This window comes from Pseudomonas sp. NPDC096950, assembly GCF_044762525.1.
Lineage (GTDB): Bacteria > Pseudomonadota > Gammaproteobacteria > Pseudomonadales > Pseudomonadaceae > Aquipseudomonas.
On record NZ_JBIWEL010000007.1, the window covers coordinates 250,663 to 264,301 of the forward strand.

Genomic DNA, 13,639 nt, shown 5'->3' on the forward strand with positions numbered 1-13,639 from the left:
ATCTATGAAGCCGCCATTGAGCCTGTTGACTATCTGCCTGTTGCTTAGCGCGTGCGGCAGCCCTGCCCCGCGCCCGGACAGCGGCCTCGCACCGCCCGCCGCGTGGCAATCGCCCCACAACGAAAACGCCGCGCGCAGCAATGCGCAGTGGTGGACGCAATTCGGCAGCCCACCACTGGATCGCCTGATCGAACAGGCGCGGGTCGGCAGTTTCGACCTTGCGGCAGCGGTCGCCCGGGTGCGTCAGGCTCAGGCCGGGACGGTGATTGCCGGCGGCTCGCAGTTGCCGGAGATCAAGGCCGGGGCGAATGCCAACCGGCAAAAACTGCTGCGCGGCAATGGTTACAGTCAGCTCGATGCCGACAGCAGCAACGAGGCGGTGGATTACTTTGATGCCAACCTCAGCGCCAGTTACGAGATCGACTTTTGGGGCGGCAAACGTGCGTCCCGGGACAGTGCGCAGTTCGGATTGAAAGCCAGCGAATTCGATCAAGCCACCGTGGAGCTGACGGTGCTCAGCGGTGTGGCCAACAGCTACACGAAAACCCTGTCGTTGCGCGAACAGCGGCGGATTGCCGAACTCAATCTGGCCAATGCCCAAAGTGTGTTGAAACTGGTGCAGACCCGCTTTGATTCCGGCTCGGCCACCGCCCTGGAACTGGCCCAGCAGAAAGGTTTGGTCGCGGCGCAACAGCGGCAATTGCCGACGGTGCAGCAACAGGCTGACGAAGCGCTGATCAGCCTCGCCGCCCTCCTCGGCCGGCCGGTGCAGGAACTCGCGCCGATCAACGAATCCTTCGATCACCTGCAATGGCCCGCGATCGGCGCAGGCGTGCCGAGTCAGCTGTTGAGCCGCCGCCCGGACATCGCCCGCGCCGAAGCACAACTGGCCGCCGCCCAGGCCGACGTCACCGTCGCCCGCGCCGCCATGCTGCCCTCCGTTACCCTCAGCGCCAACATCGGTTCCGGAGCCAACAGCGCGAGCGACATCATGCGCAGCCCGTTCTACAACCTCACCGCCGGCCTCGTCGCCCCGATCTTTAACAACGGCCGCCTCGGCGCCGAGCGCGACAAGGCCACCGCACGCCAGCAAGAATTGCTGGAGGTCTATCGCGGGGCGATCATCAACGGTTTCGCCGACGTCGAAAAAGCCCTCAACAGCATTCGCGGGCTGGACGAACAACGCCAATGGCAAAGCGAAGAACTGAGCCAGGCCCAAACCGCCTTCAACATCGCCCAAAACCGTTACCAGGCTGGCGCCGAAGATTTGCTCACGGTGCTGGAGACACAACGCACGCTGTATGCGGCGCAGGATTTGAATGTGCAACTGAAACTGTCGCGGTTGCAGGCGAGTATTGCGTTGTACAAGGCATTGGGTGGGGGGTGGCAGGCGTTGTAATGGCGGTGAATGTCAGATCGCTTTCGCGAGCAGGCTCGCTCCCACAGGGGATCTATGGCGCACGCAGATACTGCATTCACCAAAGATCAATTGTGGGAGCGGGCTTGCTCGCGAAGGCGGCGTGTCAGTCGAGATTAATGTTGGATGTGCCGACGCTATCGCGAGCAAGCCCGCTCCCACAGGGGATCTCAGGTGTTCACAAATACTGTGTTCACCAAAGATTCCCTGTGGGAGCGAGCCTGCTCGCGAATGAACGATAACGCGGTACTCAAGCCTGCCGCTGCTTGACCTTCAAATGCCGCGCATACCAAGGCCGTTGCGGCACGCGGCGGAAGAGGTCGGCGAGTTTCTTTTCGTCGGTGCCGAAGGTGATGCGCAGCGCGAGTTTCATGGTTTCCGGGTCCATCTCCACCGACTTGCCCGCCTGCAATCCCGGCGTGGTGCTGCAACCGTGGGTGCTCGGGCCGAGCCAGGGGTCGTCCACTTCGACGAAGCGACCCGGGGCGAACCATGGCACGCCATTGACCTCCAGCCGCGTGACCTCCCCCGGATGAAAGCGCTCATGCGCACGGAACCAGTCTTCCAGCCGATCATCGATCCAGCCGTGGAAATGCCAGAACACCGGGTTCACATGGGAGGAAAACGGGTCGCCGAGGAAATCGTTTTCCGGCCCGAACCAACGCGCGGAAAAGTCCGAGGGATCCCTGGCGAACGGTACCGGCTGACCATTGGACGGATCCCGCGGCACCGACGCCCAGCGCATGTGCAGCCAGTCATGCAAACCCAGTTCGACTTCCGAACCGAACTGCCCGAGGGTCAGCTTCGACAGGTAACGCGGATCACGGTACTGCGATTCCCAGACCTGGAAATTGCTGTGATACGTCTCGGCAGTCTTGATGTCGCTGACCCACTGGGTGTATTCCGGGTCCTCGCCCGCCAGCCAGGTCGGCGGCAGTGAAGCCCCGTCGTGGTTGTCGAAGTAGCGGGCAAAGCCCTGGCGATCCCGCTCCAGCTCCGGTTGCGGCATCGGGAAGCTCGGCCAGGATGGCAGGTCCTGCATCGAACGCGCGGTGGCGAGCATGTGCCGGTGCATAAAGAAAAAGTCCACGCCCGAGCCATTGCGATCCTTCTTCGGACCCCGGGCATCGCGCTCCTTGTCGCGCGGGCCGGGCTGCCAGCCAATCCCGCGCAAGGCCCCGCGTTTTTCCTCGGAGAGCGTGTGCCATTTGTCCCGCGATGCGTGCCAGAGCTGATGGAACAAACGATGCTCCGGAGAAATCAGCCACGCCAGCAGCGTCGGATTCAGGCCGGTACGCTCCCGTGCTTCGGGAAACAGGCGTTTGTGCGCAACAAAGCGATTGTCCAGCGCCGGCAAACCGAGGGGACGGTCCAGCCGCAGAATGCGTCCGCTGAGGGTGCCACTGCCGGCGTTGCCGAAATCGGCCCAGACTTCATCGAGAATCACCGACAACTCATAAGTCGCTGCGCCGTTGGCTGATTGCGTATCGACCAGGCGCCAGTACATCTCGCCGGGCTTGGGCGACACCAGATCGCCCATGACCCGATAACGCGGCTCATCGTCTTCACGCAACTGCTGCGCGGTGTCCAGATAGCCGCGCAAGCCGCGACCGCGCTGGGCGACGTCGAGCAACAGTTCCAGACCCTGCAACGGCAAACCGTCGAGGCCTGCCTGCGCGCCTTCGAAGCGAACATCCCAGACGCCCCGCAGCGAGTTCGCCAGATGCTGGCCCGCGGTGTCCGCCAAATCAACCGTCGCTTCACCAGGGGTAATCGTCGGGTCCGGCTTCGTCCATTCGCGATGCCCATAAAAAGCCGCAGGCACGGCGGCGCCGGTCAGCGCCAGGCCCGCCATGAACCATCGTCGAGAAATCGTCATTGCCCTACCTGTGTCAGCCATGAAGCAGGCTTTATCCAAGCTAGAACGTTCACCCCCAAGACAAATTTAAGAGCTTCGCGGGCAAGCCACGCTCCCACATTGGACCGAGGCGCACACAAATCAAATGTAGGAGCGGGCTTGCTCGCAAAGAGGCCATCAAAACCACCTAAATTTTCCCGCCAGCCACTCGTTCTTCCCAGATAGCAAAGGCCCCTGCGCCTGCACCTCGACGGCGAACCTGACTGAGATGGCAATGACAAAACCACGTTCGAAAAAGGCTCTTTACATCGGCCTGCCGCTGGCTCTGGCGATCAGCGCCGGTGCAGGCTATGCAGCCTGGGATTACTGGTTCAAGGACAACCCCGGCTACCCGGTCAAGGTGATGAAACAGGCCGACGAACTCCACGAACGCATGCTGTCTTTCGACAGCCACGTCAGCCTGATGCAGAACTTCGGCACCCAGGGCAACGAGGCGGACAAGGATGGCAAGGGCCAGTTCGACCTGGTCAAGGCCAATCGCGGCCATCTCTCCGGCGCGGCCCTGACGATTTTCGGCTGGCCGGAAATCTGGAACGGCGCCAACGCGCCGCACAAACCCACCGCCGGGTTCCTCGAAGAAGCGCGCAACCAGCAGGAGATCCGCTACAAGATCATCACCGGGATGGTCCGCGACTTCCCCAATCAGGTCGCCATCGCCTACACCCCCGACGATTTCCGTCGCCTGCACGGCGAAGGCAAGTTCGCCATTTTCATCAGCATGCTCAACGCCTACCCGCTGGGTCATGACCTGAACCTGCTGGACCTGTGGACGGCGCGCGGCATGCGCATGTTCGCGTTCAGCTACATCGGCAACAACGACTGGGCCGATTCCTCGCGGCCCCTGCCGTTTTTCAACGATTCGCCGGACGCCCTCGACGGCCTCTCCGACCTCGGCAAACAAGCAGTGCAGCGCCTGAACGACCTGGGGGTGATCATCGACGTCTCGCAAATGTCGACCAAGGCCCTGGAGCAAGTCGCGCAGCTGAGCCGCACCCCGCTGGTGGCCTCGCACTCCGCGCCACGGGCCATGGTGGATATCCCGCGCAACCTCAGTGACAAAGAACTGCAACTGATCAAAAACAGCGGCGGCGTGGTGCAGATCGTCGGCTTCTCGCAATACCTCAAGCCGCTGTCGCAGCCGACCCAGGACAAGCTCAACGCACTGCGCCAGCGCTTCGACCTGCCGCCCCTGCCGAACCTCGCGATGGCGCTGATGCCGGGCGACCCGATCATCTCCGCCTGGTCCGAGCAGAAGTTCGGCCAGTACGCCAGCGGCCTCTACGCGATCCTTGAAGAGGAACCCAAGGCCAGCCTCAAGGACCTCGGCGACGCCATCGAATACACCGTGCGCAAAATCGGCATCGACCACGTCGGCATCAGCTCCGACTTCAACGAGGGCGGCGGCGTCAAAGGCTGGGAGAACGTCAGCGAAATCCGCAACGTGACCGCCGAACTGCTGTCGCGCGGCTACTCCGAAGCGGACATCGCCAAGCTCTGGGGTGGCAACTTCCTGCGGGTCTGGGACCAGGTGCAGAAAGCCGCCAAGCCCGCATTGATTTCGCAGCAGGACAAGAGCAAACCATGAGTGATCGTCGAACCTTTCTGAAACAGGCCGGCATCCTCGCCGCCGGCCTGCCGCTGACTGCCGGCCTGCCCTCTGCCGCCAACGCCGCAGCGTCGGCAGCGCTGTCCGGGGACAAATGGACGCAACTGCGCCGACTGTTCGACCAGGACCCGGCTTACCTGCACTTCTCCAATTTCCTGATCACCTCGCACCCCAAACCCGTGCGCGACGCCATCGAGATGCACCGCGCCGCCCTCGATAAAAACCCTGGGCTGGCGATGGATTGGGACCTGGGCGTTATCGAGCAGCGCGAAGAAGAAGTTCGCGTATGGGCCGGTCGTTACCTGCAAGCCGATGCCAAGCAGATCGCGCTGACCGGCAGCACCACCGAAGGCCTTGCGATGATTTACGGCGGTGTCCACGTGCGCCCCGATCAGGAAATCCTCACCACCGTCCACGAACACTACGCCACCCACACCATCCTCGATTTGCGCACCCAGCGCGACGGTACCAAGGTGCGCAAGCTCCGGTTGTTCAAGGATCCGCAGACGGTCACCAAGGAAGAAATCCTGACCGCCATCGACCAAGGCATCAAACCCGAAACCCGCGTGCTCGGCATGACCTGGGTGCAGTCCGGCAGTGGCGTGAAAACCCCGATCGCGGAAATCGGCGCCCTGGTGGACAAACACAACCGTAACCGCAGCGATCAGGACCGAATCATTTACCTGGTCGACGGCGTGCACGGTTTTGGCGTCGAGGACTTGCGTTTCCCGGCCATGAACTGCGACTTCTTTATCGCCGGCACCCACAAATGGATGTTCGGCCCGCGGGGCACCGGCATCGTTTGCAGCCGCAGCGCAGAGGTCAAATACGTCACGCCGATCATCCCGACCTTCTCCGAAGCCACGGCGTTTTCCACCACCATGACCCCCGGCGGTTACCACTCCTTCGAACACCGCTGGGCGCTGAACGAAGCCTTCAAATTGCATTTGCAACTGGGCAAGGCCGACGTCCAGGCGCGCATCCATGCGCTCAACAGCTACATGAAGAAACGCCTGCAAGCCCACCCGCAGATCGAGCTCGTCACGCCGCTGAGCCCCGAGCTGTCATCGGGATTCAGCTTCTTCCGGGTCAAGGGCAAGAACAGCGACAAGATCGCCGCGTACCTGATGCAAAACAAAGTGGTCGCCGATGCGGTGGAACGCGACGTCGGCCCGGTGGTGCGCACCGCGCCGGGGCTGCTCAACACCGAAGCTGAAATCGACCGCTTCATGGCGCTGCTCAGCACGCAGCTCGGCTAAACAACGCCATCCCCCCTGTGGGAGCGGGCTTGCTCGCGAAGGCGCCGGGTCAGTCAACACTTAGGCTGAATGACCCACCGCTTTCGCGAGCAAGCCCGCTCCTACAAGGATGCGCATTGAACAGATACGACTCCTTTTACCTTTGTATCGAGAGAGATGATGAACAGTGAGCCGCGTAGTTTTTCCTTGAAGACGCTCCCCGCACTGGCTTTCGCCGCCGTGGCCGCCTGCCTGCTGCCGGGCGTCGCGCAAGCCGCCGCGCCTACCCAGCCGGGCAAGGTGTTCAAGGACTGCAAGGATTGTCCGGAGATGGTCGTGCTGCCCACCGGCACGTTCACCATGGGCACCCCGGAAAATGAAGTCGGTCGCGAACCAGATGAAGGCCCGTTGCACCCGGTGACGTTCGCCAAACCCCTGGCCATCAGCCGCTTCCAGGTGCTGGCCGGTGAATGGGACGCCTACCTGCGCGACACCGGTTACGTGATGCCCGACGGCGATACCCGTCCGGGCCGCGAGTGCAAGGCTGGCGTGCCGCGCTACGAGCGCACGGCCAAGCATCCGGCGGTGTGCATGGACTTCGAGGAGGCCAACGCCTACGTGGCGTGGCTGTCGAAAAAATCCGGCAAGGCCTATCGACTGGTCAGCGAATCCCTGCGCGAATACGCCTCCCGCGCCGGCAGCACCGGACCGTTCCCCTTCCCGTTCGACGAAGGCAAGGAATACAGCATCGCCAAGCACGCCAACACCTACGGCGCGGCCGATGGCTACAACTTCACCGCGCCGGCGGGCAGTTTCCCGGCCAACGCCTTCGGCGTGTACGACATGCACGGCAACGTCTACGAGTGGACCGCCGATTGCTTTAACGAGAACTATGTCGGCGCGCCAAGCGACGGCAGTGCCTGGCTGAGCGGCGACTGCAAGGTGCGGCGCATTCGCGGCAACGACTGGGGCGAAGCACCGGTGTTCTCCCGTTCGGGCAATCGCAACGCCACCTACCCCGATACCCGTGGCGACTGGCTGGGCTTTCGCGTCGCCCGGGATCTGTGAGGCGCCCACCTCCCGTCGCATGACGTGCAACAAACCCGTGAGCGGCTAAATCGTCGCCCACGGGTTTCGTCTTTCAAGCAGCCAAACTCTTGAACCTTTGCCCTTAGCGGCACTTGAAGCGGAAACTTCCATGACCTCAAAATCCCGCGGAGCCTTCAGTGAAGTCCTCGGCCTGCTCAGGCCTTTCCGGGTCATCGTTGTGGTGTCGATCATGCTCGGCATGCTCGGCGGCCTCAGCATCACCGCGCTGCTGGCGACCATCAACGACGCGCTAAACGCCGCCGCCACCCCGTCCACCCGTGTGGTGCTCACCTTTATCGGCCTGTGCGCGGTGGCACTGGTGACGTCGATCCTGTCGGACATCGGCACCAACCATGTCGGCCAGCACATCATTGCCGGGCTGCGAAAATCCCTCGGGGAAAAAGTCCTGCTGGCACCGATCGAACAGATCGAGCGCTTCCGCAGTTATCGACTGATCCCGGTGCTGACCCACGACGTCGACACCGTCAGTGATTTCGCGTTTTCCTTCGCGCCGCTGGCCATTGCGTTCACCGTCACCCTCGGTTGCCTGAGCTACCTGGCCTACCTGTCGTTGCCGATGTTTGCCCTGCTGATGGTCGCCCTGGTGATCGGCACCGCGCTGCAATACGTGGCCCGCTCCAAAGGCATCAAGGGTTTCCAGGCTGCGCGCGAAGCCGAGGACGAACTGCAAAAGCACTACAGCGCAATTGCCGCCGGCGCCAAGGAACTGCGTATCCATCGCCCGCGCCGCCAACGCATGTTCAGCCAACGCATCGAAGGCACCGCCGATTTCATCTGCAACACCCACATCCGCGCGGTCAACACCTTCGTGGTGGCCAAGACCCTCGGTTCGATGCTGTTTTTCGTGGTGATCGGCCTGGCGCTGGTCCTGCAATCGATGTGGCTGGGCTCGGATAAAGCGGTGCTCAGCGGGTTCGTGCTGGTGCTGCTGTACATGAAAGGCCCGATGGAATACCTGATCACCACCCTGCCGGTGGTCAGCCGCGCCAACATTGCGTTCAAGCGCATCGCCGACCTGGCGGAGCAGTTTTCCTCGCCGGAACCGCACCTGTTGCTCAGCGACAAAGACGCGCCGAAACCGGTGGTCGAACACCTGGAATTGCGCGACGTGCACTTCGCTTTCCCAGCGGTGGACGGCAGCAAGCCCTTCGCCCTCGGCCCGGTCAACCTGTCCATCGCCCAGGGCGAGATCGTGTTTATCGTCGGCGAGAACGGCGGCGGCAAGACCACACTGATCAAGCTTCTGCTGGGGCTGTACGCGCCACAAGGCGGGGAAATCATCCTCAACGGCAAACCGGTTTTGGCGCATAACCGCGACGATTATCGCCAGTTGTTCACCACTATTTTCGCCGACTACTACCTGTTCGATGAACTGGTGCAAGGCGAGCAGAACGTTCCCGAGGACGCTAACCGTTACCTGGAACGCCTGGAAATCTCACACAAGGTGAGCATCCGCGATGGCGCGTTCAGCACCACCGACCTGTCCACAGGTCAGCGCAAACGCCTGGCCCTGTTGAACGCCTGGCTGGAAGAACGCCCGGTGCTGGTCTTCGATGAATGGGCCGCCGACCAGGACCCGGCCTTCCGCCGGATTTTCTACACCGAGCTGTTGCCGGAACTCAAATACCTGGGCAAGACCATCATCGTCATTTCCCACGACGACCGTTACTTCGATGTCGCCGACCAATTGGTGCGGATGGAGGGCGGACGGGTCGTCGCGCAGAAGCAATCGTTGACGGCGGTCTGATCACGTTCCCTGCCGATGCCTGTCAATCCGCCGGAGCCCCCGCGTTCCGGCCGTTACCCACTGAATGTTTACCCGTGTGGGCGCGATGTCCGGCCAAGCCGTCAGCGCCCAGGCGGTCGCCGACGACGAGAGACCGATGAACGACATGATCGATGATGATTTACTGGCGCTGCTGCTGGCCGATGCCGGTGATCAACCCCAAGGCATCGCCGCCCGCGCGCAGAACACCCCGGCGCCCCTCTCCTTCGCCCAACAACGCTTGTGGTTTGTGCAGCAACTGACACCGGACAGCGCCGCTTACAACCTGCCTCGGGTGATGCGCATCAGCGGCGCGTTGCAAGCCCAACGTCTGGAAATCGCGCTGAACCGGGTGCTGGATCGCCACGACATCCTGCGCACGGCATTCCACGAGATCGACGGCGTGGCCATGCAAGTGGTCGATGATCAGGCAAGTCTGGTACTCGGCGTGGAAGACCTGTCCGAACTCGTCGACGAAGACCGCGCCCGGCAGATTGCGCAGCGCATCGAGGCCCAGGCAGGCGCGCCGTTCGACCTGCGCCAGGCGCCGCTGATGCGCGCGACCTTGCTCAAGGTCGGCGCCGCAGAACACCTGTTGCTGATGAACATGCACCACATCGTTTCCGATGCCTGGTCCAACGCGATCCTGATGCAGGACCTGCACCGCGCCTTCGCCCAGGCCAGCGACGCAGACGCCCCGCCGCTGCCCCGTCCGCCGATTCAATACGCCGACTACGCCACCTGGCAACGCAGTGACTACCTGCACAGCGCGACCTGCGCCAACAGCGCCGACTACTGGCAAAACTACCTGGGCACGCCGTTGCCGACCCTGGATTTGCCGGTGGATTTGCCCCGCAGTGCGCAACAGCGCCATCCCGCGGGCAAGCATGAATTTGAACTGCCGGGCTCTCTGTCGACGGCCCTGAACCGCTTTTGCCAACAACAGGGCCTGTCGCCGTTCGTGGTCGCGCTCGGCGCCTGGCAATTGTTGTTGAGCCGCTACAGCGGTCAGCGGGACTTTACCGTTGGTGTGCCGAACGCCACGCGCAATCGCAGCGAAACCCAAGGGCTGGTCGGCTTCTTTGTCAGCAGTCAGGTGTACCGCGTACGCCTCGACCCGATGCTGTCCTGCAGCGATTTCCTGCAGCGCCTGCGCCGTGAGTCCCTGGCGGCCCTGGACCATGCGGATTACCCGCTGGAGTTGAGTTTCGATGCCCTGAACTTGCAGGCCAGCGCGCAGGCCAATCCGCTGTTTCAGGTGCTGTTCAACTGGCGCACCGACAGCGGCGAGCCTGCGCACATGGATCTGCATGGACTGGCGCTGGAGTTTCTTGATGCGGGGTTGGGTCAAGCCAAGTTCGATTTGTCGCTGGACGTTGCGTACTCGCAACACGGCGTTGTCGCGGGCCTGGAATACAGCCGCGATCTCTACACTTCGGCGACCATCGAGCGTCTGGCTCGGCATTGGCAAAACCTGCTGCAAGGCATCGTCGATGGTTGCTGTCAGCGGATCGGCGAACTGCCGCTGCTCGATAGCGATGAGCAAAACGTGATGCTGAAGGATTGGCATCGGGTGGTTGAGCAAGCTGCGCAGGCGCCGTGTGTGCAGCAGCGCATCGCGGCTCAGGCGGAACAGACGCCGGATGCGGTGGCGTTGATTGTCGGCGGCGATTGTTTGACCTATGCGCAACTGGACAGCCGCGCCAACCAGCTCGCGCATAAGCTGATCGAAGCCGGCGTCGGCCCGGATCGGCTGGTGGGCATTGCCGTAGAGCGCAGCGTGGAAATGATTGTCGGGTTGCTGGCGATCCTCAAGGCGGGCGGTGCTTATGTGCCACTGGACCCGGCGTATCCCGAGGATCGTCTGGCCTACATGATCGAGGACAGCGGTCTTGAACTGCTGCTGACCCAATCCCATCTGCAAGCACAATTGCCGATTCCGATCGGGCTCAACACCTTGCTGCTCGATCAGCCGACCGAATGGCTGGCGGCGTATCCACAAACCTGCCCAACGGTGGCGCTGAGCGGTGAACACCTGGCTTACGTGATCTACACCTCCGGCTCCACCGGCAAACCCAAAGGTGTGATGGTGCGCCACGCGGCCCTGTGCAACTTCCTCGAAAGCATGGTCCATCAGCCGGGCCTCACGGCCCAGGACCGCATGCTGTCGCTGACCACCTTCTCGTTCGATATTTTCGGCCTGGAAATCTACGGTCCGTTGCTGGCCGGCGCCCGTGTGGTGCTGACCGGCAAGGACGTGCACCAAGATCCGCAAGCCGTGCTCGACCTGGTCGAGCGCCACGGTGTGACAGTGCTACAAGCCACGCCATCCACCTGGCGCATGCTGCTCGACCATGAACAAGCGTCGATTTTGGCTGACCGCGTGTTCCTGTGCGGCGGTGAAGCACTACCGCAGGAACTCGCCCAGCGCATGCTCGCGCTGTCGCCGAAGGTCTGGAACCTCTACGGCCCGACCGAAACCACGATCTGGTCGGCGCTGCATCCATTGACGCGCGAGAACCCGCGTCCCTACCTCGGCAAGCCAATCGACAACACCGCGCTGTACATCCTAGGCAGTGACCTGGAACTCAACCCGATCGGTGCACCGGGTGAATTGCTGATCGGCGGCGACGGCCTCGCGCGCGGTTACTTCGAGCGTCCATCGTTAACCGCTGAACGCTTCGTGCCGAACCCGTTTTCCTCCAGCGGCGAGCGCCTGTACCGCACCGGCGACTTGACCCGTTACCGCGCCGAGGGCGTGATCGAGTACATCGGCCGCATCGACCATCAAGTGAAAATCCGTGGCTTCCGCATCGAACTCGGCGAGATCGAAGCGCGCTTGCTTGCGCTCGAAAGCGTGCGCGAAACTGTGGTGGTGGCGCAGGACGGCCCGACTGGTCCACAACTGGTGGGTTATGTAGTTACGGCGATGGCTGTCGAGGATGAAGCCGCGTTGCGCGCCGAACTCAAGGCCAGCCTAAAGGCAGAATTGCCGGACTACATGGTGCCTGCGCACCTGTTGTTCCTCGCGCAATTGCCGCTCACGCCCAACGGCAAGGTTGACCGCAAAGCCCTGCCACTGCCAGACCTGAGCCAGTCACAGCGCCCTTTCATTGCCCCGGTGACCTCACTGGAAAAAGCCCTGGCCGAACTCTGGCAGGAAGCCTTGCAGGTCAAACGGGTCAGCTTAGACGACAATTTTTTCGAACTCGGCGGCCACTCGATCCTGGCAATTCAATTCATCTCGCAGTTGCATGCCCGTCTCGGGATAAAACTGGCGTTGCAACAAATGCTCGCTTACCCGACGGTCGAATTGCTGGCCAGGTTCATCGCCCAGGAGCATCAGCAAAACGCACAATCTGTTGTCGCGCTGAATGCCTCGACGGTTTCGGCCCCCGGACTTTTCTGCCTGCACCCCAGCGGCGGCATCGTATTTTGCTACCAGCCACTGGCGAAGAAACTCGCGCCCCACGCCAAAACCTTCGGCGTGATGCACAAGGGCTTCGCCGACAAGGCATCAGGCGCGCAAACCTGGGCCGAGATGATCACCGATTACAGCGCGCAGATTGTCGAGCAGCAGCCACACGGGCCTTATCGGCTGATGGGTTGGTCGTTGGGCGGCGCCATCGCCATGGACATCGCCGCGCGCCTTGAACAGCAAGGCCACGAGGTGAGTTTCCTGGGCCTGGTCGACACCAACGTGCCGGAACGTGACTTGCCCGCCGACCTGCCGCGCAAGCCGCTGGAACAGGACAACCCGAACCACCTCAGCGCGGAAAACGAACTGAAGGCGGCGCTTGAAGTGTTCACCCTGATGTTCGGGCACCTGGAAACGGCGGCGACGAGTTTCATCGCCGAAAACCCGACCGCCGACCTCAAGGCCTTCTATCGCTGGGCCAGCGAACAGACGGCGACCGGGGAACAGGAAATGATCGCGACCCTGGACGGGATCAAGCAGGAGATCATGAACGCGCAAGCCTTTGCGATCCACGAACGACTAGTGGCGGCATTCGAAGAGTTCTCGCTGCCGCGGCTCAAGGTCCAGGTCAGTTGCTGGTGGTCGCTGTCGCACAAAACCCTGGAGCAAGTGCAGTTTTCGGAACAACTGCTCAGGGCCCACAACGTGACAGGCCAATTGCACACCTCAATCCACACCCCGCTGCCGCACCGCAGCATGATCTACGCCGAATCGTTGCTGGCGTCGTTTACCGACGTGTTCCTCGGCGGCCAGGGCAAGTCCTGTAGCTGACCGGGTAACGGCACGCAATCCCTATGTGGGAGCGGGCTTGCTCGCGAAGAGGGCGTGTCAGCCGACATTCATGCAGCTGACACACCGCTTTCGCGAGCAAGCCCGCTCCCACAGGGAACAGCGTTGGCCGCAAATATTGTGAACACCACCAAACAATTGTGGGAGCGGGCTTGCTCGCGAAGAGGCCGTGTCAGCCGACATTCATGCAGCTGACACACCGCTTTCGCGAGCAGGCTCGCTTCCACAGGGAACAGCGTTGGCCGCAAATATTGTGAACACCACCAAACAATTGTGGGAGCGGGCTTGCTCGCGAAGAGGGCGTGTCAGCCGACATTC

Annotated in this window: 7 protein-coding genes; 6 read left to right on the forward strand and 1 reads right to left on the reverse strand. The window is 62.3% G+C overall.

The window, feature by feature from the left end; genetic code table 11:
• Window positions 1–4: 4 nt before the first annotated feature.
• On the forward strand, window positions 5–1,399 hold the full coding sequence (locus tag ACIQY3_RS14585; RefSeq protein WP_403020469.1) for an efflux transporter outer membrane subunit: 1,395 nt from the start codon (window positions 5–7) through the stop codon (window positions 1,397–1,399).
• 268 nt (window positions 1,400–1,667) lie between these two features.
• Here ACIQY3_RS14585 and ACIQY3_RS14590 read toward each other — a convergent pair whose 3' ends face one another.
• On the reverse strand, window positions 1,668–3,296 hold the full coding sequence (locus ACIQY3_RS14590; RefSeq protein ID WP_403020471.1) for a PvdJ/PvdD/PvdP-like protein: 1,629 nt from the start codon (window positions 3,294–3,296) through the stop codon (window positions 1,668–1,670).
• Window positions 3,297–3,549: 253 nt separating this feature from the next.
• On the opposite strand from ACIQY3_RS14590, the gene pvdM reads away from it, so the two are divergent.
• The 5 genes from pvdM (at window position 3,550) to ACIQY3_RS14615 (ending at window position 13,303) form a co-directional block, all read left to right on the forward strand.
• A complete protein-coding gene (pvdM, locus tag ACIQY3_RS14595; protein ID WP_403020473.1) occupies window positions 3,550–4,920 on the forward strand; it encodes a pyoverdine-tailoring dipeptidase-like protein PvdM in 1,371 nt (456 codons plus the stop codon).
• A complete protein-coding gene (locus tag ACIQY3_RS14600) occupies window positions 4,917–6,200 on the forward strand; it encodes an aminotransferase class V-fold PLP-dependent enzyme (RefSeq protein WP_403020475.1) in 1,284 nt (427 codons plus the stop codon). The genes pvdM and ACIQY3_RS14600 overlap by 4 nt, the downstream gene beginning before the upstream one ends.
• Window positions 6,201–6,359: 159 nt before the next feature.
• Window positions 6,360–7,247 carry a formylglycine-generating enzyme family protein gene (locus ACIQY3_RS14605; protein WP_403020479.1) on the forward strand — a complete coding sequence of 296 codons (888 nt, stop codon included), beginning with the start codon at window positions 6,360–6,362 and terminating at the stop codon, window positions 7,245–7,247.
• Between the two features lie 130 nt (window positions 7,248–7,377).
• A complete protein-coding gene (locus ACIQY3_RS14610) occupies window positions 7,378–9,036 on the forward strand; it encodes a cyclic peptide export ABC transporter (protein WP_163913436.1) in 1,659 nt (552 codons plus the stop codon).
• A gap of 136 nt (window positions 9,037–9,172) precedes the next feature.
• Window positions 9,173–13,303, forward strand: a complete 4,131-nt coding sequence (locus tag ACIQY3_RS14615; RefSeq protein ID WP_403020497.1) for an amino acid adenylation domain-containing protein — start codon at window positions 9,173–9,175, stop codon at window positions 13,301–13,303.
• Window positions 13,304–13,639: the final 336 nt, after the last annotated feature.

Excerpts from the sequence above, each read along its gene's own strand:
- ACIQY3_RS14590 (WP_403020471.1), bottom strand. The coding sequence starts at position 3,296 with ATGACGATTTCTCGACGATGGTTCATGGCGGGCCTGGCGCTGACCGGC.
- ACIQY3_RS14615 (WP_403020497.1), top strand. The coding sequence starts at position 9,173 with ATGAACGACATGATCGATGATGATTTACTGGCGCTGCTGCTGGCCGAT.
- ACIQY3_RS14585 (WP_403020469.1), top strand. The coding sequence starts at position 5 with ATGAAGCCGCCATTGAGCCTGTTGACTATCTGCCTGTTGCTTAGCGCG.
- ACIQY3_RS14610 (WP_163913436.1), top strand. The coding sequence starts at position 7,378 with ATGACCTCAAAATCCCGCGGAGCCTTCAGTGAAGTCCTCGGCCTGCTC.
- ACIQY3_RS14600 (WP_403020475.1), top strand. The coding sequence starts at position 4,917 with ATGAGTGATCGTCGAACCTTTCTGAAACAGGCCGGCATCCTCGCCGCC.
- pvdM (WP_403020473.1), top strand. The coding sequence starts at position 3,550 with ATGACAAAACCACGTTCGAAAAAGGCTCTTTACATCGGCCTGCCGCTG.
- ACIQY3_RS14605 (WP_403020479.1), top strand. The coding sequence starts at position 6,360 with ATGAACAGTGAGCCGCGTAGTTTTTCCTTGAAGACGCTCCCCGCACTG.